Origin of the sequence: Pseudoxanthomonas sp., from assembly GCF_036845285.1 — a bacterium.
GTDB lineage: Bacteria > Pseudomonadota > Gammaproteobacteria > Xanthomonadales > Xanthomonadaceae > Pseudoxanthomonas_A.
The window spans coordinates 1-23,261 of record NZ_DAIUEE010000014.1; the positions used below are offsets into that span (position 1 = coordinate 1).

Here is a 23,261-nt window from a genome sequence, read left to right on the forward strand (position 1 = left end):
GGCCTGAAGCGCGCGCTCGACGTGATGCTGGCCGGCAAGGTGGCGGTGGTCTGCGGTTATGGCGACGTCGGCAAGGGTTCGGCAGCCTCGTTGCGTGCCTACGGTGCCCGCGTCATCGTCACCGAGATCGACCCGATCTGCGCATTGCAGGCCGCGATGGAAGGCTATGAAGTCACGACCGTCGAGGACACCCTCGGCCGCGCCGACATCTATGTCACCACCACCGGCAACAAGGACATCATCACCCTCGACCACATGAAGGCGATGAAGGACCAGGCCATCGTCTGCAACATCGGCCACTTCGACAACGAGATCCAGGTCGATGCGCTGTACGCGTCGGGCGCCACGCGCACCAACATCAAGCCGCAGGTCGACAAGTTCACCTTTGGCAACGGCAATGCGATCTTCCTGCTCGCCGAAGGCCGCTTGGTGAACCTCGGCTGCGCCACCGGCCACCCGAGCTTCGTGATGTCGAACTCGTTCTCCAACCAGACGCTCGCGCAGATCGATCTGTGGGCGAACAAGGATACGTACGAGTCGAAGGTCTACATCCTGCCCAAGCAGCTCGACGAGGAAGTCGCGCGCCTGCACCTGGAGAAGATCGGCGTGAAGCTGACCAAGCTGACCAAGGACCAGGCCGACTACCTCGGCGTGTCGGTCGCCGGCCCGTACAAGCCGGAGCACTACCGCTACTGATCGCACCGGCGGTCTTGCGTCACTCCCGGAACGGGCGCCTCACGGCGCCCGTTCTGCGTTGCGTGATCATCGCGAGTACGAAGTCGGCTTCAATCTGCACCCGGCCAACTTCTCGGCGCGCCAGCCGCCGTCGGCACCGCGCTGGCGGCGCCATGAACGGGGACGGCGTGGCCTAGGGGCGCCAGTTGGCGTTGCGCTCCCAGAACGCGACGCTGCGCCGGTAGGCCTCGCGATCGATCGGCACGCCCGATCCACCTTCCTCGACGCCCAGCGCATTGCGCATCATCGTGATGGGGGCCATCGGTATCTCCTCGGGCGCCTGCGTGTACAGGCAACCGACGATGCCCCAGTCGCCCTGGATCGGTGCATCTTCCCTGGCGAGCTGCGCCGCGCTGTAGAGGATCACGACCAGGTAATCGGCCACCGGCGGCTCGACGCCTTCGAACCAGCGCACCAGCACCGGCAGTTCGGCCGAGGAACGCGTCTCGTAGGACGAACGGAGCAGGTGCCGATTGTCGTCGGTGATCGGTACGGTCAGGCAGCGGGTCGATGTCCAGTTGCGGTGCACGTGCAGGCGGCAGAACGGCGCATAGCCGTCGAGGATCGCCAGCGGCGCCTCCTCGTTGAGGCGCTGTTCGAACGCCTGCGGCGTGCAGTCCTGGATGGCGTTGCGGCGCCTGTCGGCGGGAAACAGGCGAGTGCGGGCGAACGGGGTGAGGACGATCGTCATGCGATGGCCTTGGAAGAGATAACGACAGCGTACCTTCGCGGGTCTCCCGGGGTGCGAGTGGAGGAGGCGCGATGCGACGGCACACGCACCGTAATTAACATCCATCCGGATGAAGCGATATACTCCCGGCTCGATCCGAACGGCGCAGCCCATGCCCTCCCTGAGTTTCGAGTTCTACCCGCCCAAGACCGATGAGCAGCGCGCGCAGCTCGACCGCACCGCGGACAAGCTGAAGGCGCATGCGCCCGAGTACGTCTCCTGCACATTCGGCGCCGGCGGCTCCACGCTCAGCTACACCTCCGAGACGGTCCGCCATCTCAACCAGCACCACGGTTTCGACGCCGCGCCGCACCTGTCCTGCGTGGGCGGAAGCCGTGAGGAGATCCGCGAACTGCTGCGCCTGTACCGCGCGCTCGGCTGCAAGCGCATCGTCGCGCTGCGTGGCGACCTGCCCTCCGGCATGGGCCATCCGGGCGACCTGCGCTATGCGTCGGAACTGATCGACTTCATCCGCGCCGAACACGGCGACACGTTCCATATCGAAGTCGGGGCGTATCCCGAGACGCACCCGCAGGCCGAGGACGCGCTGACCGACCTGCGCCACTTCAAGGCCAAGGTCGATGCCGGCGCGGACGGGGCGATCACGCAGTACTTCTACAACGCGGATGCGTATTTCCACTTCGTCGACGCGGTACGCAGGCTGGGCGTGGAGATCCCGATCATCCCGGGCATCATGCCGATCTCCAACTTCTCGCAGCTGCGCCGGTTTTCCGAAGCGTGCGGCGCGGAGATCCCGCGCTGGATCGGCAAGCGCATGCAGGCGCTGGGCGACGACGCCGAGGCGATCCGCGATTTCGGTGCCGACGTGGTGGCCAACCTGTGCGAACGCCTCATCGCGGGCGGGGCGCCCTCGCTCCACTTCTACACGCTCAACCTGGCCAAGCCGACCCAGACGGTACTCTCGCGCCTCGGGTTGGCCCGCTGAGGCTTGCCGCGCCGTCGTCCCGCAGGTGAACGACGACGCGGTTCCGTGCGCACGAGCCATGACCGGACAGGGCCTGTCGCATTAGGCTGACCACCATGCGTGCCCTTTCCCTCATCGCCAGCGCCTGCCTGCTCGCTTCGCTCTGCCTGCAGGCGCCCGTGGCGCGAGCCCAGCAGCAAGGCGTGCAGCGTTGCACCACGATGTCCGGCGAAACGGTCTATACCGACAAGCGTTGCGAGGACGTCGGCGCGATGGACCGCCTGCCCTCGACCACCACGACGGCCGCCACCGGCGCGCTGTACCGCGGCGGCTGCTCACGCACGCTCAGCGACCTGGTGATGCAGGTGTCGTCCGCGATCCAGGCGCAGGACGTGAACCGCCTCGCCGGTGTCTACCATTGGACGGGCACGTCGGACGCCGGCGCGCTGCGCATCCTCGACCGGCTGGACGTAGTGGTGCAGCGCCCGCTCGTCGACATCGTGCCCATCCGCCCGGCACCCGCACCGCTGCTTGATGCCCAGGGACAGGTCGTCGATGCAAATCAGGACGGCTACTACCCGCAGACCGCCAGCCAACGGCAGCGTCCCGTCGGACTGCGCGTGGTGCAGACATTGAAGAACAGCGCGACGCCCGCCGACACGATCTTCGGCTTCCGTCGTGCCTACAACTGTTTCTGGATCACCCTGTAAGGCGCGATCCGCGCTCAGGCGTCCTGTTGCGCGCCACTGACCAACGCATCCGGTACCTGGCCGCGCTCCGGGGAGAAGCGCAGCGTGGCCACCACGCCCTTCGGCTCGCCGGGACGCACGCCCACCTGCCAGCCGTACAGCGCGCACAGGCGACTGACGATCGACAGGCCGATGCCGCCGCCCTGGGAATGGCCGGCATGGGTGCCTCGGTAGCCACGTTCGAACAGGCGTGCCGCATCCTCCTTGCTCAGGCCCGGCCCGGAGTCGATCACTTCCACCGCATCCGGCAACAGGCGCACGACCACTTCGCCTTCCTTGGTGTACTTCACCGCGTTGCCGATCAGGTTGCCCAGTGCGACCGACAGCGCGGCCTCGGGGGAATCCACGGTCACGCCGCCCTCGCCTTCGACACGCAGCACCAGCGGCTTGCCACCCAGCGTGGCGCGGTGCGCATCCAGCAACTGGTCGACCACGCGGGCGACGTCGGTATTGCCGTGGCCCCGCTCGTTGCGCGACAACAGGAGCAGCGCACTGATCAGGTCCGTGCACTGCTGCTCGGCACGCTGGATGCGCTGGATGCGGGTCCGCGTCTTCTCGTCCATGTCGGGCCGCGACAGCATCAGCTCGACCGAGCCCCGGATGATGGCCAGCGGCGTACGCAGCTCATGGCTGACGTCGGCGTTGAACTCGCGATCGCGCTCGACCACTTCGGTGAGGCGCCCGGAATAGTCGTCCAATGCCTTGGCCAGTTCACCGACTTCGTCCTCCGGGAAATGCGGCGCGAGTGGTCGCGGATTGCTGCTGCCGCGATAGGCACGCAAACGCGCCGCCAGTTCGGAGACGGGACTCATCACGCGAGAGGCGGACCACCAGCCCACCACCAGCGAAAAAGCCGTGAAGACCAGAATGGAGCCGTAAACCGTCCGCTTGAACTGCACTTCCGCACGTGCCGTCTGGCTCATGTCGTAAGCGATGAAGAACCAGACCTGCGGCGTCTTGCGTACCCCAAGTTTGTAGAGAGACGGCCTGCCGTCGTCTCCCTGCGCGGTAATGCTATGGATACCGTCTGGCAGCTCATACCATTCGGGACGATTGATACGGACACTCTCGAACTTGTCCGGCAGGTAGTAGAACGCCTTTATCTGCTCGATGGGAGCACCGACGACCCGACCGTCGGTCTGGATGAATCGCCGCCACGATTCGTCCAGATTGCGATTCATCACGTCTTCGACCAGTTGGTCCTCGACGCGCTGGCGCGCGACGATCGTGGCGTAGGCAAACAGGACCGTCAGGCCGAACCCCAACAGCACGAACGACAGGATGATGCGGGTGCGCAGCCGCCGCCGGAAGCGGCGGTGGCGGCGGGGTGTCGGCGACTCAGCTGCTGGCATCGGGCGCGGCGATGCGGTATCCGATGCCGTGGCGCGTCTGGATGTAGGGCGAGTCGAACGGCTTGTCCACCACGGCGCGCAGGCCATGGATGTGCACGCGCAGGGAATCGGAATCCGGCAGTTCTTCGCCCCAGACGCGCGTTTCCAGTTCCTGGCGCGTCACCACGGCTGGCGAAGCCTCCATCAAGGCTTGCAGGATCTTCAGCGCGGTGGGATTCAACTGCAGCAACTTGCCCTGGCGACGGACTTCCAGGGTGTCCAGGTTGTACTCGAGTTCGCCGACCTCCAGCACGCGCGTCTGCACACCCTTGCCGCGACGCGACAGGGCATTGAGGCGGACTTCGACTTCCTGCAACGCGAACGGCTTGATCAGGTAGTCGTCGGCACCGGAGTCGAACCCGGCCAGCTTGTTGTCCAGCGAATCACGCGCCGTGAGCATCAACACCGGCGTCTGCTTGCGCGCCTCGTTGCGAAGCTTGCGGCAGACTTCCAGCCCGTCCATGCCGGGCAGGTTGAGGTCGAGGACGATCGCATCGAACTCATGCACCACCGCCAGGTGCAGGCCGGTCACGCCGTCGGCCGCAAAGTCGACGGTGTGGCCGCGCTCTTCCAAGTAGTCGCCGAGGTTGGCGGCGATATCGCTGTTGTCTTCGATGACGAGGATGCGCACCGGCCTCAGCTCCCCTTGTTGTATGTGCCCGACGGATTGCGGCGCATGGTTTCCTGCGCCTCCTGGGCGTCGCGGCGACGCTCGGCGACGGTCTTGCACTGCGTGGTGGTACGCAGCGAGCCGATCTGCGCTTCGCGACGGCACACGAGGCGGCTGTCGGCCGCCGCCTGCGACAGGATCTGGTTGACCGTGTTCTGCTCGTTCAACAGTTGGGTCTTCTGCTGCGGATTCAGCGAGCCGCCGTTCTCGTTGACGATCGCGGCCAGCCTGGCGAGCGATTCCTTGACACTGGCACGGTCTGCTCCGGCAATCTCGGCATAGGTCTCGCCATCGTCGAGCTGCTTCTGGATCAGCTCCACCTGCTCAGGCAATGGCTTGTTGAGATCGAGCGCCTGCGCCTTCTGGGATTTGTCGCGGGGTGCGGCATCGGCGGCGGCGACAAAGGCCAGTGCCACCAAGGCGGCGAGAATCGAGCGGCGCATCATGCGTCCTTACGTAGTGAGGGTTACCGAATTTATCCAGCGAGGCACGGGGCGGCAAGTGGCGTGCGCTTGATGGGGCCTGACAAAACAAGGCCCAGGCGGGTGGTCGCCCGCCTGGGCCAAACTAATGCCCCGATTACCGTAATCCTGTGCTTTCCAGATGCAACCACCGGGAGGAACGCAGAGCTGCGGTCCGGCCAAGGCTACGCGGTTTTCGATTAAACGACCGTTAAAGATCGCGTTAAATCTGCGTGAAATCGCACGGTAGGGCCGCAATCCTCCCTGGGGGGGGCCTATTCAGCCCGGCCCGACAGGTGCTCCACGATCCGCCCGGCAACGTCTACACCGCAGACGCCCTCGATGCCCTCCAGCCCCGGGGTCGAGTTGACCTCCAGCACCAGCGGGCCGCGCTGGGCCCGGATCAGGTCGACGCCCGCCACGCCCAGCCCCAGCACGCGGGCCGCCCGGATCGCCACGGCTCGCTCCTCTTCCGTTGCCACGGCATGCATCGCCATCCCGCCGCGATGCAGGTTGGAGCGGAAATCCCCTTCCGGGGCCTGCCGGCGCATCGATGCCACCACCTCGTCGCCCACCACGAAACAGCGCAGGTCGGCACCTTCTGCCTCACCGATGAACTCCTGCACCACGAAGCTGGCGTACAGGCCACGCAGTGCCTCGACAACGCTGCGCGAGGCGGACGGCTTCTCCGTCAGCATCACCCCGGCACCCTGTGCGCCCTCGTTCAACTTGATGACATGCGGGGGAGGACCCAGCATCGACAACAGATCGCCGGTGTCGTCCGGGTTGTCGCCGAAGACGGTCACCGGCAGGTCGATGCCCTGCGCCGCCAGCAACTGGTGCGCACGCAGTTTGTCGCGCGCACGCAGGATGGCATCCGACGGGTTGGGACTGTACGTCCCCATCAGTTCGAACTGCCGCAGCACGGCGGTGCCATACCGCGTGATCGATGCGCCGATGCGCGGGATGACTGCGTCGTAGCCGGCAAGTGACCGGCCTTTGTAGTGCAGTTGGAACCCGATGGACGAGATGCGCATGTAGCAGCGCAGCGGATCCAGCACGCGGACCGTGTGGCCGCGCTGGCGTGCCGCCTCGACCAGGCGGCGCGTCGAATACAGCTTGCCGTTGCGCGACAGGATGGCGAGCTTCATGGGGAGTCGGTCACGGGAGGCGGGCACCGCATGGCGTGCCATGCACGGAAGCGGGGACGATGACACGTCGGGGAACGAGGAAAGATGGAGCGGGTGATGGGAATCGAACCCCGCCGCTCTAAATTATTGAATCGAAAGAATTTAACCTTCAGTCCAATGATGAACAACGATACCTCAAACGATACCTCGGCACTCTAAACGAGCGCCGGTCAGTCTGACAACGTCCAGCAGAGTCCAATCCCGACTTTTACAACTTTACTTATTAGGCATATTGGTTATTTGACATGGCAGATTCAACAGGCGTAGGCTCACGTCATCAGGAGGCTTGTCATGGCAGAGAACGAATTTTTGGACTTTGGGCATGCGACCAGGTGGCGCGCGAGCCGCAATGTCCTCAAAGACCCAGCAAGCACCGTCCATGACTTAGTGGAGACGGCCGACGCCGACTGCGAGAAGGCGGTCAGGAAGCTCAGCGCCGCGCTTCGAAAAGCGCCCCCCTTTCTCAACCTCATGCGAGCCCTATCGGGATCGGTGATGGAACAGCAAGAAGCTATCTCGGCTTTTACGGAGAAGCGGCTCGCCACCGTCGTGATGGATGTTGCCAAATGCAACCCTCGCGCCACGGAACTCGCGCTGGCGCAGGCTGCGGCAGTTCGCATGCTCGACATAATGGCCGACCAGATCACCACTCGCTCCCTTAGGGAAGGCAGGTTCTGCTCCCCCATCGAGCAGACCGAGATGCGCGAAGGACTTGCGAGCAAGTTCGCCAAACACGTGCCGATGCTAGCCACGATGATCGGAGCATCGTTAGTGGGTGAGACGATACGCCGAGCGCGCTTGCCAAAAGCGCCACCAAGGCCGCGAGCACAGGACATGGTGCATCGCTCGCTCCTTGGCATTGCGCGACCGGAGCAACCGCGTGCGCACTGATGCCCTCCCCATCCATGTGCACTACAACGCGGGCCGTGTTTCACTCAGCGGCGGGGCAAGGCAGGACGCCGTGATCACCGCCGAACTCATGCTGAGCAGCCTCCTCGAAGGGACCAGCCAGCGTTCGATCGATTTGATCGCCATCGCAACTGGTGTCTACGCGATCGACCGGGTTTGCAAGCGCAAGGCAAACAGCAAAAACGAATGCGGCGTTCGAACTCATAGCGTGGAATTCGAGGTAGTCGACCTCAAATTCTGGACTCGGCCACGCGTTACCGAGCAACTTATTGAGATCCTTCGCTTTCTGACCGGTGACATCTGGTTCGTATCTTTTGTCCAGCGAAATGAGCCGCACGGAGGGATGCCTCAACGCAAGCTCGCACTCAACGAAACGCTACCCACCCGCTTGGGTCTGTTCAGCGGCGGTCTCGATTCCGCGGCGGGTCTCGCCAATAAGCTCGTCGCCGGTGAAGACAGCTACATGCTGCTGACGGTCGGGCACCACGCTTCGGTAAGGCGCCGGTCGAAATGGCAGGTAGATGGATTGCGTCGAATTAGACCCGGCTCGGTGTTGAACCACGCGGCCTTTATGGTCCACTTCGATGGTGGTGTCGCCGGCAGGTTGAAGCGCCAAGAGACGACTCAGCGCGCGCGAGGCTTTCTCTTCTGCGCAGCTGCAGCGATATTGGCTGCGGCCTGCAAGATCGAGGACATTGATCTTTTCGAGAACGGCATTGGCGCCCTGAACCTTCCCCTCACGGAAGGCAGCATGAGCGACGGGCTCTCGACTCGCGGAGCACACCCAGGCTTTTTGAGAAAAATGGGCTTGTTCGTTAGCGAAGTGCTAGACCAGCCAATCCGATATAACTTGCCCTTCTTCTGGCATACCAAGGCAGAAATGATCAAGAGCCTGGCAGAAACGCCAAGGATCGAGGAATGGCTACATCAGTCGTCTTCTTGCATCCATACTTCGCTTCGCGAGCGCGGTAAGCGCCACTGCGGGCACTGCGCTGCCTGCATTGAGCGACGTCAAGCGTTCCAGCGCGGCGACATGGAAGACAACGTAGGCACTTATCAGGTTGATCTTCTTTCGAGTGGCCAGCCCAAGGAACTGCAATACCTGCTCACCTACATCGATAATGCGCGACGCTGGTCGACCGGAGATGAGCGACTCCGCGACCGCCTCGCACGCTTCCAGATACTCAGCGACATCACCCATCTATCAATTGAAAGTCTTGAACAGTTGCTTATCCGACACGCCCACGAATCACTTCTCACCTACGGGAAGTTTCAAATCCGCGACGCCGCCTAACCCATACCGTCAACCAATGACTCGGGGCTCGCTATGAATCCACTTATTCAGCGCCTAATCTCTGCGCGTAAGGCTGCTGGAATTTCTCAGGCAGCCGCCGCTAAGCACTTGAAGATGAGCCGACCCACGTTCATCGCAATGGAGAGGGGGGTGCGCGAGGTCAAACCTGATGAGCTGGTTTTGCTCGCATCACTTTATCGCACCTCGCTCAATCGCCTAATGCGCCAGAGCGCACCTCCTACTGACATTTCACCGCACCTCCGCGCAGCGATTGAGCAGGAAGGCCAAGACGCGGGACTCGATGCGGCCGTTGCAAAGCTCAGTGAGTTTGTTGACGACTACATTTTTCTGCGCGACAAGGTCGAAGGACATGCACTACCTGTCCCTCCACCGCAGCCAGTGCGCTCACCCATATCCGCCGAGAAGTTTGCTGAGCAGTGCGCAACTGATGAGCGACGTCAGCTTGGCTTTGGCGACAGCGAGCCTATTAGCTCACTTCGCAAGACTTTAGATGAGCGCGGCGTCCACGTCTTTATCGACAGCCTGGACTCGAAGCTTGCCGGCCTCTACGCCTTCATCGAGAATTTCGGATACTGCATTCTCGTAAATCGCAAGCACCCACCTCCGCGCAGACGGTGGACCATCGCTCATGAGTATGGACATTTCCTGTTCGATCGCGATCGCCGCGGCGTCGACTACGCTACGCCCATGCAGCGCAGACCCGAGAACGAGCGTTTCGCGGACGCGTTTGCCAAGCACTTCCTCATGCCGGGGGAAGGTGTGCGCCGACGTTTTCAGGACACTTATCAGAAAACTGGCGACGTCAACGTAGGGGACGTTTGTCGGATCGCCGACTATTACGGCGTCTCGCTCATGGCGATGGTGCTCAGACTCGAAGATCTTAGCTTGGTTAGGCGGAATACTTGGAAAGAGATAGCTGATTCCGGCGTGCGTGTTGGCGCCCTTCGTGCAGCCGCCGGGATCGAGGAGGCCGATGCTGGCGACAGTGCTGAGACGTTCCCTGAGCGCTACCTGATTCTCGCAGTCCAAGCTTGGACCTCAGGTAGCATCACGACCTCACAGTTTGCAAAACTTATCCGGCGCGATATTGTTCAGGCACGCGACTTCGGACAGCGGATGACCGAAACTATGGACCACAGTCAGGTGGTGATTGGTCTGAGCCTAGCGGACTCCTTGGTCCACAAGGAGCGATCTCGCGCATGACGCATTACTGCCTGGACGCCTGCTCGCTCATCAATTTGCATTGCGGCTGGGGCGGCGTCCAGGAGCTACACGTGCTGGGCGGCACCTGGTCGACGTCGGATGCGGCGGCGCGCGAGTGTCGGAGGATTCGTGAATTCCACGATGACGGCTCCATTATCACGCGAGATATCGAATCTGCTGAGTTCTTCCGAGGTTCTCCATTGGTGGTTCATGCGGCTACCGACGAAGAGATGGATACGGCGATGCGGCTGGCCGCAAGCGTGGACGATGGCGAGGCAGAGTGTCTTGCTCTCGCCAAGCATCGAGAGTTGGTCTTCGTTTCAGATGATCTTCCAGCCATTCGGCTCGCCGAAGCCGAGGGGATCGAGACCATTACCTTCGTAAGCATTCTTCGTAGTTGGGTCGAGCTGGATTCAACCCGGATGCTGCAGATGCCTGACATCGCGGGACGAATCTCAGCCCTCGCCAGACATGTTCCGTCGCCTTCCAATCCGGAGCTGCGTTGGTGGACTAGGGCCTGCGATCCTTCCCAAACTTAGATGCAAGCCCCCGCTGACAAATTATGCTGCGGTGGCAATTCTTGTTCTAGACACGTGGACGCGAGTTGGGCTTCAACTGCCGCTGGTTCGACTCGCTCTTGCGCTCCCCTCCTCCCGCGCCCGCTGTATAGGAAAGCGGGGGACTCGTTTCGACCCGATGCAGCGGCGTGATGTAGTAGTCGCGCTCCATGGCGTCCCTAGCCACCGTCATGGCATTCCTGGCTTCATTGATCCGACGCTCCGCTTGGATCCTCGCCCCCATGGCCACGCCAGCTTTTGCTTTCCACAGGATCTGCTTTGCCCTGGCCAAGCGCGGATCCGTCGGACCCTTGCGTTCCGTTTCTCGCTCCGACAATTGCGCTCGCGCTCGTTCGACGCGCTCTCGCATTTCATGCGGATGGCGGATCGCCGCGGCGTATTCCACGATGGCGGCGGTGAGGGCCTCGGAGCCTTCGAAGAAAAATGGCTTTGAAGCGTAGACGCCTACTCGCCGCGTAAGCGCTGTCTCCATCGCGTCCCTCATGGCCTGCTCGACCTGCAGCCCCGGGATGGCCTCCAAGCTTTCCAAGGCGCTCCTGGCCAGTTCGTTTTGGGAGGCCAGCCATTCTTCCACCAGGTGTGCTTGCTCGTTTAGGAGTTCGGCGTCATTGCCAGACGATTTGCTGATCCGAGCCAGACGGCTTAGCTGCAAGGCCTTGGCGCTGGGCGTGTGGGCTGCCGGCCTGGCGCCGGCCCTTGGAGCCTGGAACCGGATCTCTTGCACTCCCGACTTGGCTTGCTCCCTGGCACGCTCTTCCCGGGCCGAGCTCGGACCATGGGCAATCGACGTGGCCGCCAACCGGCCTTTTTGGCGGAAGCGCTCCACGGCCTCGGCCATGGATCTCTGGGAGGGGCTTTGAACAATTCCAGTCCCGCCCAGCAAAAGATCCGAGCCCTCACGTCTCAATGCAGCCGTGACGGCCTTGCCGACGTGCTTGGTAGGTGGACGAGAAAGCTCAGCGGCTTTGTCGAAATCCCCAACGGCCTCTGCAGCCCTGGCCTGGTCTTTCAGGCTGCGGTGATCTACACGATCGTCAATCCCAGCAGAGGCCAGACTGGCATTGATAGTTTCACTCACCAGTGCGCGGATGGCCCGAACCTCTTCGGCGCCGCGACCACCCCGGGCATCGAATTCCGCGCCGGCCCGCACGCCGAAACCTTCGGGACCGATCTCACGCGCTGACATAAGGAGGTGGACATGGTGGTTGCGCTGGTCCCCCTTCTCACTCGGCTGATGGATAGCAACGAGGACCACCGCCTTGTAGCGGTCAACGAGCAGTTGACCTAGCTCCAACGCAAGCGCCTGACGTCGATCCGGGCCCAGCTCGCTAGGCAAGCTCACTTCAAGTTCGCGAGCTACCCGAGCGTTCTGCCTGCTCTCCCACGCTTCATTCGCGTCCCAGAACACGCGTGCATCGCTGCACCAGCTCGGCGCGCCAGCAGGTGCGAGCATGAAGTGGGCTGCGACACCTTTCCGGGAAGAGAAGCGATGAACACCACGGGTTTTCGTGTCGACCAGGTCGAGACCCGCACGATACGCCGCTGCGGCGATAGAGCTTTCGCCCTTGCCACGTGAGAAAGATTTTACGCTTGCGTGATAGATAGCCATGAGATCTCCAAGTGATGAAGACCTCAATAGAGGCTTGCTTTCAGGCTTGTAAAGCGCCGCGGCCGCACGATTTCCATGACAATGGACAATCATAAGTGCGCTCTTGCTCATGACATTTTTTCATCAACTTCATGCACGAGATCAAGGCAGCAGAAAACTATCGCGCGAACATCTAGACACCCGAAGATATCGCATCACAGTAATACGTGCTACGCGATCACAGTTGATTGAAATGTGAGTCCACCAGCCCTTGCCAACTGGTCAACTTCTGTTTGGATCGCCGGCCACTTCCCACCTAGATAAGGATTTCGATATGCACAACCTGATCAACGTAGCCACCCACATGTTCCATGGCTTGCTACTCGTCTATCAGGACAGCGTTATCGAAAGCCCTGACGCCTTCGCTAAGCAAGCGCTCCACCTAGCAGACAGGCTGCTTGCCAACACATCCCTATCGACTCAGGCAGGAGCACCCTCCCCTCCAACACAGCTTCCCGTGCGGGACGCACAGGAAAGCGCTGCGCTGATCGCTCAGATCATTACAGATCACCAACGGCTTTTGTCGCAGATCGGATCACTGGACCACCATCAGAACGTGGAGCGCATAAGCAGGACGCTTCACTAATTCAATTTCGAATAGGGACAGATGCATGTCGATCACCAAGGCTTCCGATCAGTAGGCAGGGCATAGCCATGGCAGACAAGCGAGGCCTTTCGACGCTCGCCTGTCTATCTTCCGCGACCAGTGCTTAGGGATGGAACTTGTCGCGCCTGCTCAGCTGCTTACGGAACTGCCCTCTTTCATAGCGAGGCAGAACCACAGGAGGATGGAAGGAAGCCAGCGCTTGGAGCTGCTTGTGAATTAGCAGCATCGGCTGCCCTTTCAGATAGCTCTCCTGCAACACGGGGACCACCTTCTTGATTTCGTGTCCAGTGATGGTGGCGATGAGCTCCTTCTCAAATCCGTTGTCATCCAAAGCGGACGCGAGCGTATGGCGGAACAGATGGAACGAGAATCCTTTGGGTAGATCGAGCACGCTATGCAAGTGCTTGGAGAAGCGCTCACTGAGGCCGCGACCATAGCCAGAACCATTGAGTTGACCTGTCTTTTGGTTCACACCACACGACAGATGCGGGAACAGCCTCGGATGCTTGGTGGCTCGGATATCCGCTACGAAATCGAGGAAGCCCGCATCCAGCAGCGGCTGGGCAAGCGGGAGAAATCTGATCGATGACTTTCCTTTCAGTTTCTGACGCGAGCGCATGCCCGTGTTATGGGTCAGATCCTCGTCTACCGTTTTCTGAATGTGGATGCCCCAATGGCCGTGCTTTTCAACGATATCGGCGACTTTGAGTTGGGCGAGCTCATTGACGCGCGCACCGGTGTAGAGCCCGAGGATGGGACCCCACCAGTAGTGCGGCGCCTTCTTGGCCCAAGGCAAGAACGTCTTGGGGTCGAACAGCGTCTTCAACTCCTCATCTGAGAAGGGCCGGCGCGCGTCCGGACCCATGAGATCAGACTTGACGTCCATAAAGGGATCGATCGGCGTGTGGTGGATGACTCTCACGCGCAGGAGATGATTGAAGAACGCTGCCAGGTTTCTCTCCATCGACTTGACGCTACCGCTCTTCGGCGGTGGTGAATTCGCCTTCTTTCCTGCTGCCAGGATCTGCGCGTCGGTGAGGCCGCGATACCTATGGCTCAGGTGTGCGTCCTTCGGCCACCAGCGGTGCACATCCCAGAAGTCCAGGATGTGTCGCGCACTGATATCTGAAACAGGGATATCGCCACTGGCCAGCTTCAAAAGTCGGAACATGTGGCGCTTCGCTCCGATCGAGGCGGATGTGATGCCCTTCCGCGAACTGGCTTTTAGGTAGTCCTCTGACTCGATCGAAAGAATTCGGGGCGGCGCACTCGACGGAAGCGGCTCGGAATATCTGGATTGCGCACCACGGACGCGCCGGCTCTTATCGTTGGCCATCCTCAGGGTGTCGTTGAGATCATGCGAGCCCTCTCGGGAGAGCACATGCACGTCTTCGAGGATGAAGCGGCCTATCTTGATCCGCTTGGCGACCCAGCCAACGGGATGGGCCGCGTTGGTGAATAGTGAATTGAAGATTTTCTGACTGTGGGGTTGAAACGACACTGCGACCTCCTTTGGTTGATGGAGATCTCGGAGTAAGGCGAAACCAGTGCCTGTCAACGCAATGCGGAAGCTAGAATTTCAAATCTCTGATCCATTATGGAACGCTCATTTTTTTACAGAAAACGCTCACTCGATAGTGATAGCACGATGGCGCGCGGACGCTGTTTTATAGCTGTTTGCGGTTGCCATATACGTGTTTATACTAAGGGGAGATGTAATTTTAGCTTCTTACAAAGACGTAAGTTCTGCCCCGTTACTCAATCCATAACGTCAGCTAAACGTTATGGTTTCTCATTCATTCTTCTCGTCTGCCCTGTCTGGATTGTGCAATCCAAATGCACGTCGGTCACTGGGCAACTGGCTAAAAATCCTAGGACTCCCCAAGGGGAAGCCATGCAGGATGTTTTCTATTTTGGCAGCGCTTTGGACGAAGTTTTCGAGAACCGGGAACACTGTTTTTAGTTGCCCTTCGGCGCCGGCCCGGCAGGTGGCGCCTCCTTGCACACCTCATCACCAAGCAAGGCTCTGACTGTCTGCGGGTCCTTGCTTCTGTCTCGATAAGGGTCCCAACACGCATAGGGGGTGGACGTATCGTATTTCGGGCCTACCTTCTTCACTGTCAGCGTGCCCAAGAACTGACCATAAGAACGTCCCGAGAATTCGCCTGGGTGATTGGTTGTTCGCGTGAACGTTCCTTGCAACTCAGCGTATCGGTTCAAATACCGGTCAAGACGCCCTACCTGATCTTCGGGGATATCGGTCAGGGCAACTGAGTTCTTGAAGATCACGTTCTCAGAGGAATCCCTGTCAAAGAAAAGCACCTTATCCAGGCCATGCGAGTAGAAGCCCGAAATGCGAATGCTTTTCCCATCGAAGTAATCGGGATGGGCGGCCAGCGTGTAAACGGAAATCTCGCAAGGATCCGAATCGGTTGCCTTTGCTATGCCGCAGTAGGACACCTTTTCCTCGGGAACCTTTTTCTCTTCGCTTTGACACGAAACGAGCAAAGGCATCAGGCACAGCGCGGCGATTGCGATTGTTTTCATGTCAGTTCCCACAGTTCTTAGGCTGGATCACATTGCAGGCCAGCTGCTGCTGTCCCACTGGCGTAGCTTGCAAAGTGGCTTGGTAGTTGAATGAGGATAGCGCAGTGGGTGAACCGCCATACGAGTAGATATTCACCCCCTCCTTGACCGCAAAGATGATGTCGCTAGCGTCATCTCTGGCGATAGGCACAAGCTCGCCGCCCACATTCTTGATGATGTTGAAGCGGCCTGACAGCTGGCTACCGGTCGGAATAGCGGGATGCGTATGGACCCACGCGGTGCGCGAGAACAGGGGCAGCCTGGCATTGGCGGGCATCACCCAGTCATATGCACCGTTGCTCCACGGTTGGCTGACAGACCACGCGCCAGATGGCGACTGGGCAATCCAAGCACCGATTTCGACCTTGTATTGTTCGGATATCGGCAACACCACTTCGCCCCAGGCCTCTGCGATCTGCCGTTCTGAGGTGTAGTAGTTGGCGGCGACGCGCGCATAGAAGCCAGACTTCGTGAGCGCAGCATCTGCGTCTTTCACTGCTGCTTCTCCCAACTGCAAATTCTCGGGAGCCCTACCCTCCCCACTGGCGGTTTTGACACCTTGGCTTGTCTTGGTCATCGCGCCTTGGATCGCACCGCTGATCGCACCATTGGCGAACTTACCGCCGGTGGCGGCAGAGATCGTGCCGCCCAGGAGGGCACCCGTGGCAATCCGCCCAAAGTCATTGTTGATGCCGCTGAGCTGAGGCATGAATGCACTGGTGAGGCCTGCCGCAACAAAACCATTGCCAAAGCTGCCGCCATTGAGCGATTCGACTATGCCGCCCGTCATGCCCTGCAAGGCTATTCGACCCCAGATATCGAGGCCTAGCTGTCCTATGCCCATGGTGATGCCAGCGGTCAGAGCACCGGTTACTGCTCCTCGCAGTGTCCCTGTGGCCACATAGCCCGACGCAGCGCCAAAGGCGATGGCAACGCCAAGCTTGGCGAAGAAACCGCCGTCCATGCCCCAAGTGATGTAGGTGCCGATGATCGCGATGGCGATACCAAGCACCTGTCTGAAAGTCAGGTTGCCGGTGGGATCGGTATACGCCAATGGGTTGTTGAAACAGTAGGAATACGAATTCCAGCTTTGCGTGTTGTCAGGTGCCTGCACGAACGGATCGGTCTGCATGAACCTACCGACATCCGCATCATAGATGCGGCCGTTCATATGGATGACACCTGTGCCATCCAATCCCTCATGCCCTGTGAACCCACGGTTGGTGGTGGCAGGAGCTGTGCCAGGAGACATCGGATCCGAATAGCTCCTACGCCCGCCGAACGGCGCGTAGTCCAATCCTTCTGCAACGGTGCCGTCAGCATTGGCGACACGCACCAAGCTGCCCAGATGATCTTGGAAAAGATATTTGGTTGAGTTGATCACCCCGCCAATCACAGTCTGGATCGCAACTGTTCCCAAGTAGCGCTTGAAGCTTGTGGCGCTGCCCTGGATGACCACCTCCACACCGTCGATATACAGTGTGGTCTTGCCAGCTTCTTCCTTCTTGTAGCGTTTGCCGTCTGGGCCATACCAGAAACGCACCCGCAGGCCATTGCCCATCAGGATCTCGTAGGCTTTGTTGTCTACGGAGTATTTGACGGTGCGATCGTTGGTGGTCCCTGGCGCGTCCCGCAAGGTCTGGTTGCCACGAGTGTCGTAGTAGTAGAACGTCGCGCTCGTTCCGGTGCCCGACTGACTGACCGCATGGGGGCCGCCAGTCCCACCCGACATGATTGTCATCGGGGGTTGGGCTGCCTGAGGGCTACTCGAGGCCAGGCCGACCGGAGCGGGAGCAGGCTTGGGTTTGGACCTGAGCCAGACCGGCTGCAGGAGCCGGCCCAGCTGGGATTCCTCCCGACCCCATTCGTCTGCTTCCATCTCCCAGCTAGGCCGGTCATCCCAAGCATCGCTGTATCGCCGTGTAGGCGTTTCTGGGGCCTTGTGGGCCCGGCTGTCGCGCCAGGCAGCCGGAATGCGGTTCTGGGGCACCTGGGGCCGCTGGTAGCTCGGGACCAAGGCATAGGACTGCCTGCTGGCCTGAATCGGGGTTGCCGACAGGGCTGCCGCACCGCCACAGCCGTCCGCCCCGGCGTAGTCAAAGCCCAGACCGTTCTTCATGCACACATTGCCCAGCTGGTCGTAGCCCTGGGCAAGCGTGATCTGGTTGGTGGCCTGCCCATTTTGGGTCAGGACCTTGGCCTCGATCAGGCGGTTGAGCGAATCGTATTGGAAGGCTTCCAGGTATCGACCTTCCTTCTGGTGCGAACTCAGGTTGCCAGCAGCGTCCCAGCCGTAGGCCTCATTGGTCAGGTTGCAGTTCGTGTTGCCGGAGCACAGCGTGGAGATCCGTCCGTTGAGTGCGTTGTAGGTGCGATTGACCTCCATGGCCGATATGTCGCCACGGCGTTCCCTGACCACATTGCCCCATGGGTCCGTAGCCAAGACCCTATGGTAGGTCGTGCTACCAGTTGCGCAGGTTGGATCGAGATCAAATCCATCGCTTTCACAGACAGCGATGATCCCTCGGTTGCCGTAGTGCGACTTGGTCCAGAGCATGCTGGCGTCTTGGACCTTGAACACCCGGCCAAGACCGTCATACACGGTGGCCGTCGAATACCACTGATCGTCAATTTGATAAGTGGTTCCCGCCTTACGACCCAACGCATCGTAGAAATGGCGGTTGATGATGTTCAGTGCTCCATTGGGATCACTGACAAGACCGGAGTAAACGCCTGCTGTGGTTTCGGTCGCAAGTGATCCACTGCCGTTGACCGCGGTGTCGAAAACATTGGTGGTCTGACTCTCTACCGAGCCATTGGCGAGCTTGACCGTCTTTCGCCATACGCGCGCACGGGCATCGATCTCGTTCTCGATCCGCTGCCCTGCTCCATCGATCTGGGCAACAACCTCGCCCATGGCGTTGTATTGATAAGTCGTCGTGCCGGAGTCTGGATCTGACTGCTGGGTTTTCCGCCCCAAAGCGTCATACACATAGGAGTTCGTGATGACCCCTGCCCCCGCATTTCGGCTCACGGCCTGCAAGTTGCCATCGGCCGTGTAGGTGTAGCTGGTGATCAGGCCAGCCGCGTCTTGCACGGAAACCAACTCGCCCTTGGCATTTCGGGTTTGCGTCGTGGGATTGCCGCGCGGGTCAACCGCGGTCGTGGCCAAGCCGTTGTAGCTGTTGGACACCTGGCTACCATCGGCAGCAAGGATATGGATCGACCGACCCAAGACGTCATAGCTGGTCGTGGTCCACTGCCTGGAACCCGATGAGCAAACGGCATCAAGCCCCGTAGGACCGTCTTCCCCGGCCGTGCCGTCCAAGAAGAACGGATTGGAGACCCGTCGCGGCTTTCCGGTGATGTCGTATTCGGTGCAGGCCGCTGATACATCCTGACCAATGACGCCGGCGTTGAAGCTCTCCATGGCCTTCATGACCGTGCGACCCAGCACGTCCAGGTAGACCCATTGCGTGGGAGATCCTGGACTGGCCAGCTTCTGGCGCACCCTGGCACCAATCGGACAATTCACCTGCGAACCGCACCACCGGTAAGTGGTGAGTGAGGTCATGCCTCCATTGCCAGGCGAGGCATTCGGGCTGGTTTGTTTCCAGCCAAAGTAATCCCGACCCAAGGCGCCTTTGACGGCGAAGGTGCGCACATTGTTGACGTCGATCGCATCGGTCGGATCGCCGAACACGTTGCGTTGCAGGACCCGGTAGGTCTGACGCTCTTCTCCACCTCCATCCGTCCAAAACGGCTCAATGGTGGCAACGGGGAAGCGACCCGACGCATCATATTCGACCCTGGAATACCGCTTCACCGCGTCCAAGGTCGATGGATGGAATTGGAAACCCGAAGTGCTGCACGAGGTGGCAGGCGCGCCACATGTGGTCGCGACAACCTTGTTCCCGTATTGATCGAGCGTATAGGTCTTGGTCAGCGCCATCGAAGCGCCACCACCTGCTTGGGTGCGCTCTTCGTTCAACAGCCCGGTAGCCGCACCAGCCATGTCGTAGCTGAAACCCACCGTCCGGACGACGGGGGTCTGCCCCGGCCTTTGATGCGTGATGGTGCTGCTGGTCAGTCGCCCAAGCCGCCACTTGGCCGCATCATCTGCATAAGTGTTGTCCGTGGTAAGCCGGACCGCCCACGCACCCTCACTACCATTGAAGGTGTCCACGATGGTTTGGCTGACATTGCCATTGGTGGTGTAGGTGAAGGTGGTCGCGGTCTTGCTGGTCTGCGCTCCCGTGTATGGATCTCGTAAAGCCTCCTCGGTGCCCGCTGTCCGAACGTGTAGTGGCACCTGGCTAGCCAGCGATGCCGGCGCTACTTCCCATATCTGGCTGTTCGTTGAGAACGCGCTACCACCCATCGCCGGAAATGCTTGGCCAGGGGTGGCAAAACACCCATTGGTTATGGCCTGCGTCAGACAGGTAGGAACTACGTAGCTCTGCCCACCAAACGCAGCTTTGACAGTCTGCGTCGGGACGCCCACAAACGGGAAATTCTGGGCGTAGGAAATGGTGGTCGCAACATAGCCCCCGGACTGATTGGGATCGATGGTGATCATCTCCCGGAAGCCCAAGAAGCCTCGCCCACCCGCTTGCATCCGACCTCCTGCATAGCGGTAGTAAAGCGATGCCTTCGCCGCTGGGTTGCCGGCAACAGGTGAGCTACTGGACACCCTGGCAACGACATAGCTGGACGCTATGAAATCTACGACGGGTGATCCTCTGCCGTAATTGAGTGCATTTCGAGACCCGCTATCTCTGCGGTAGATGTCCTTGTTCGTGAGGTTGGCATAGGAGATATCAGTCTCGGAACCAAGTCCGTTGACTACCTTGACCATGGTGTCTCTTGGCTCAAAGCGAGTCGTTGCCCGAGAGACATACAGAGCAGGATTGTTCTCATACTTGAACGCCATGAAATCGAGATTTCCATCGGTGTCGAAGTCAGCGAACATGGGCGAGTATTGGTCTGCGTTGCAGCTGCCCGAGCACAGCCGTGCGCCCCCGCCTGGCATTGCCGATGCGGTGGCTGCGTATCCGCCCGCGCTGAGCGCGTAGCGCACTGCATAGGCCTTGTAGCTGCCGTAGTCCGTCAGCACCAATGCATCGGCACGCCCATCGCCGTTGACGTCCTGGAAGTTCGTCTGGTTCTTGAAGGTGCTGATGCCCAGGTCGATGGGTGCCTGGAACCCTGCCCCGGTATTGAGGCTGTATCGCCAGGTATTGGCACCGAACTGACGGAAGAACAGATCCGTCAAGCCATCTCCGTTGGCGTCAGCAATCTTCAAGGCGCCAGGATCCACGCCATCGATGATGGAGCCGATGCTGCCGTAGGATTTCAGCAAGACAGTGCTGGTATCAGCAGCCTGGATAGTGAAAGCATGAAGTCTGGGCGTGTAGGCAATCACGCATCCAACCGGTTCTGACTTGGCCATTTGCGATGCGGACAAGGCAACATCTGACAGCAACGGCGTGATGCGAACATCGGCACCTGGGCGCGAATAGGCCAGAAGTTCTTCCTCTTCTTCTGAGCCTCCACGGGCTGCCGTGCAAGCCATGGGCGAGCTCAGCACTTCGGAGATATCAATCAGCAGATCCGACGCCGAGTCGCCATTGAAGTCGGACAGCTGGTTATAACCCGTTTCCTTAGTAGGAGCGCCCGCGATGGTGTAGGAGCAGTAGTAGCCAGGTTCGGTGCAAAGAGGATGGGTCCAACCAATAGTGGACTCGTCAATGGCGATGGTGCGCTCAGCGCCCCAGCCAAAGGTCGCACCCTGCCGCTCCATGGTGCGAACCCGCATTGCGCCATTGCTGGGATACACGATGTCGGTAAGACCATCGCCATTGAGATCGGCCAGCTGGATCTGGTCGTTCTTGGCGGCGTTGGAAGGAACAATGGGAGACAGTCCCGAAATGAGGTTCTGGGTGCTGTCAAACCCCATGCCGTTGGACGGATAGATGCGCCAGCCTTGACCGTTGGGGCCAGAGACGAACAGGTCGTCTCGACCATCGCCGTTATAGTCCAGCAGATGCCAGGAACCGGGACCTCGTGAGGTGATCGCGGCAGGCAGGCAGAGATATCCGCCGGTTGAGAACCCGGGCCGCCCACTGCCATCCAAGACACTGAGTGCCGAGACGATGTAGCTGGTGGTGCAGCTACCGCTACCACTCCTCAGGTAGACGAGATCAGACCTACCGTCGCCATCGATATCGCCATACTTGAACCCAGAGAACGCCGAGATATCCAGCGAAAGATTTGCCGGGCTTTCCTGCGTGGCGAATTCATACTTACCTTGGCTCCAAATGAAAGAGGTCGGCGAAGCACACACGGAAGCCGTCGTGTCGCGACACTCTTGCAACCCCACCAAGGTATCGACGTTGCTGCCAGAGATGCTTGGCGCGTAGGTAAGCAGGTAGTTGCGTGCCTGGTCGGCTACCGCACAGCCGATCGTTCCACAGGATGTAATACTGGACAGGAGGCGAGATTGAGTCAGGGTGCCACCTGACACAAAGCCCTTGCTCCACTTGGCTGCCGGGCGGACGCCATAGTTGAAGACCACCCTGGCATAGGGAGCTTGGGAGCTTCCGGCTTGGCCAGGAAGCGTTGTCTTGCCGGTGTAGCGGATCTCCCCGATCAGATGCTCGCGCGCATCAGTGCCAGCCGGGTTTTCCAGGTAGAGGTAGTCGATGTAGTTGCCGGTGGAGTCTTGGAAGCGGGTTTGAGCCCACGTCAGCGCCGCGGCAGGGTTGAGGGGTGAATTGGTCTCGAAATAGCCATCCGGTCGGTTCGCGCTATTGTTGTTGTCGCGGTCGCCATACCAGCTCGTAGATCCGTCCTTTCGATCCACGGCGAAGAAGCTAGGACCGTTGGCAGACCCATTGGCGGTGTAGGCACATACCCGTTGGAAAGAATCCACTTCGGTCGCGAGGGCGACACCGCTCATGCCACTGGCAGATGGGCAGGAAGCACTAGACGGGATCAAGCGCTGCCCATCCAGGCAGTAGCGATCCGTCGAAGAGAAATTGATTGGCCGCGGGTTTCCATCGGGCGTGGCTGCGCCGATGAAGTCGCCAGCCTCCCGGGTAGCCCTGCATCGCGAAATCGATGAGAGACCACCAATGGCCCAGCCTTTGCCCACAGGGCCATCACTGCCTTGGCTCGAATAGCTAAGCGTGATCTTCGGCACAACACCGGCAGTGCCAGGCACCGTGTAGATGGGTATCGAGTAAGTCGCCGCCCCGGATTCGTCTACGCGGAATTCGGCGCCGGTCGCGGCCACTGCATCGGACAACGGATCGGGGTTCACCAATACCCGCGGTGGCAAGTTGCCACCCATTGTTTGGGCGACCACCGTGCTGATGATGGCGCCCAAAGGCACCAGCAGCATCGAGCAAACCAAGAGGAAAAGTGCGAGCGCTGAGGACGACAGGCGCGAAGAGTTTGCGCAGGGCATATGGAATTCCCTTTCCGCGCCCACCTTCACAGTGAAAACGCGATGTGTCGTGGAAGAAAGCTCCACATTCCGCATGCGAAAGGTCGAACTGCC

Annotated in this window: 17 protein-coding genes; 8 read left to right on the top strand and 9 right to left on the bottom strand. The window is 60.3% G+C overall.

The genetic code is table 11. The features are described from left to right. A partial coding sequence (locus tag V7060_RS15305; RefSeq protein WP_334180112.1) for an adenosylhomocysteinase occupies positions 1 to 696 on the top strand: 696 nt, incomplete at its 5' end. A 172-nt stretch (positions 697 to 868) separates the two neighbouring features. On the opposite strand, the gene V7060_RS15310 is transcribed toward V7060_RS15305, so the two are convergent. Beyond that, positions 869 to 1,426 carry a DUF3228 family protein gene (locus V7060_RS15310; protein ID WP_334180113.1) on the bottom strand — a complete coding sequence of 186 codons (558 nt, stop codon included), beginning with the start codon at positions 1,424 to 1,426 and terminating at the stop codon, positions 869 to 871. A gap of 151 nt (positions 1,427 to 1,577) precedes the next feature. Between V7060_RS15310 and metF the strand changes: the two genes are divergently transcribed. Beyond that, entirely contained in the window at positions 1,578 to 2,411 is an 834-nt protein-coding gene (metF, locus tag V7060_RS15315; RefSeq protein WP_334180114.1) for a methylenetetrahydrofolate reductase [NAD(P)H], read from the top strand. Positions 2,412 to 2,506: 95 nt separating this feature from the next. Beyond that, a complete protein-coding gene (locus tag V7060_RS15320) occupies positions 2,507 to 3,100 on the top strand; it encodes a hypothetical protein (RefSeq protein ID WP_334180115.1) in 594 nt (197 codons plus the stop codon). Between the two features lie 14 nt (positions 3,101 to 3,114). Here V7060_RS15320 and V7060_RS15325 read toward each other — a convergent pair whose 3' ends face one another. From V7060_RS15325 to rimK, 4 genes are all read right to left on the bottom strand, one after another. Then, complete coding sequence (locus V7060_RS15325) at positions 3,115 to 4,491, bottom strand: HAMP domain-containing sensor histidine kinase (protein ID WP_334180116.1); 1,377 nt, start codon at positions 4,489 to 4,491, stop codon at positions 3,115 to 3,117. Continuing rightward, on the bottom strand, positions 4,478 to 5,161 hold the full coding sequence (locus V7060_RS15330) for a response regulator transcription factor (RefSeq protein WP_055936695.1): 684 nt from the start codon (positions 5,159 to 5,161) through the stop codon (positions 4,478 to 4,480). Before V7060_RS15330 ends, V7060_RS15325 begins: the two co-directional genes overlap by 14 nt. A 5-nt stretch (positions 5,162 to 5,166) precedes the next feature. Beyond that, positions 5,167 to 5,646 (bottom strand): hypothetical protein, encoded by a 480-nt coding sequence (locus V7060_RS15335; protein WP_334180117.1) that lies wholly within the window; start codon positions 5,644 to 5,646, stop codon positions 5,167 to 5,169. Between the two features lie 290 nt (positions 5,647 to 5,936). Then, positions 5,937 to 6,812 (bottom strand): 30S ribosomal protein S6--L-glutamate ligase, encoded by an 876-nt coding sequence (gene rimK / locus V7060_RS15340; protein WP_334180118.1) that lies wholly within the window; start codon positions 6,810 to 6,812, stop codon positions 5,937 to 5,939. Positions 6,813 to 7,142: 330 nt separating this feature from the next. On the opposite strand from rimK, the gene V7060_RS15345 reads away from it, so the two are divergent. From V7060_RS15345 to V7060_RS15360, 4 genes are read left to right on the top strand one after another with little or no spacing between them, the layout of a single operon-like run. Next, a complete protein-coding gene (locus V7060_RS15345; RefSeq protein ID WP_334180119.1) occupies positions 7,143 to 7,742 on the top strand; it encodes a hypothetical protein in 600 nt (199 codons plus the stop codon). Further along, positions 7,732 to 9,054 carry a 7-cyano-7-deazaguanine synthase gene (locus V7060_RS15350; RefSeq protein ID WP_334180120.1) on the top strand — a complete coding sequence of 441 codons (1,323 nt, stop codon included), beginning with the start codon at positions 7,732 to 7,734 and terminating at the stop codon, positions 9,052 to 9,054. The genes V7060_RS15345 and V7060_RS15350 overlap by 11 nt, the downstream gene beginning before the upstream one ends. A gap of 33 nt (positions 9,055 to 9,087) precedes the next feature. After that, positions 9,088 to 10,278, top strand: a complete 1,191-nt coding sequence (locus tag V7060_RS15355) for an ImmA/IrrE family metallo-endopeptidase (RefSeq protein ID WP_334180121.1) — start codon at positions 9,088 to 9,090, stop codon at positions 10,276 to 10,278. Next, entirely contained in the window at positions 10,275 to 10,817 is a 543-nt protein-coding gene (locus V7060_RS15360) for a hypothetical protein (protein ID WP_334180122.1), read from the top strand. Before V7060_RS15355 ends, V7060_RS15360 begins: the two co-directional genes overlap by 4 nt. A 46-nt stretch (positions 10,818 to 10,863) precedes the next feature. Here V7060_RS15360 and V7060_RS15365 read toward each other — a convergent pair whose 3' ends face one another. Then, positions 10,864 to 12,576, bottom strand: a complete 1,713-nt coding sequence (locus V7060_RS15365) for a MobA/MobL family protein (protein ID WP_334180123.1) — start codon at positions 12,574 to 12,576, stop codon at positions 10,864 to 10,866. A 202-nt stretch (positions 12,577 to 12,778) separates the two neighbouring features. Between V7060_RS15365 and V7060_RS15370 the strand changes: the two genes are divergently transcribed. Then, positions 12,779 to 13,090: a hypothetical protein gene (locus V7060_RS15370; protein WP_334180124.1), complete on the top strand. Its 312-nt coding sequence runs from the start codon at positions 12,779 to 12,781 to the stop codon at positions 13,088 to 13,090. Between the two features lie 124 nt (positions 13,091 to 13,214). Here the strand turns inward: V7060_RS15370 and V7060_RS15375 are convergent, their stop codons facing one another. The 3 genes from V7060_RS15375 to V7060_RS15385 all read right to left on the bottom strand — a co-directional run bounded on the left by V7060_RS15375 (position 13,215) and on the right by V7060_RS15385 (position 23,102). After that, on the bottom strand, positions 13,215 to 14,612 hold the full coding sequence (locus V7060_RS15375; RefSeq protein ID WP_334180125.1) for a site-specific integrase: 1,398 nt from the start codon (positions 14,610 to 14,612) through the stop codon (positions 13,215 to 13,217). A 458-nt stretch (positions 14,613 to 15,070) separates the two neighbouring features. Further along, a complete protein-coding gene (locus V7060_RS15380) occupies positions 15,071 to 15,658 on the bottom strand; it encodes a hypothetical protein (protein ID WP_334180126.1) in 588 nt (195 codons plus the stop codon). A 1-nt stretch (position 15,659) separates the two neighbouring features. After that, positions 15,660 to 23,102, bottom strand: a complete 7,443-nt coding sequence (locus tag V7060_RS15385; protein ID WP_334180127.1) for an FG-GAP-like repeat-containing protein — start codon at positions 23,100 to 23,102, stop codon at positions 15,660 to 15,662. Positions 23,103 to 23,261: the final 159 nt, after the last annotated feature.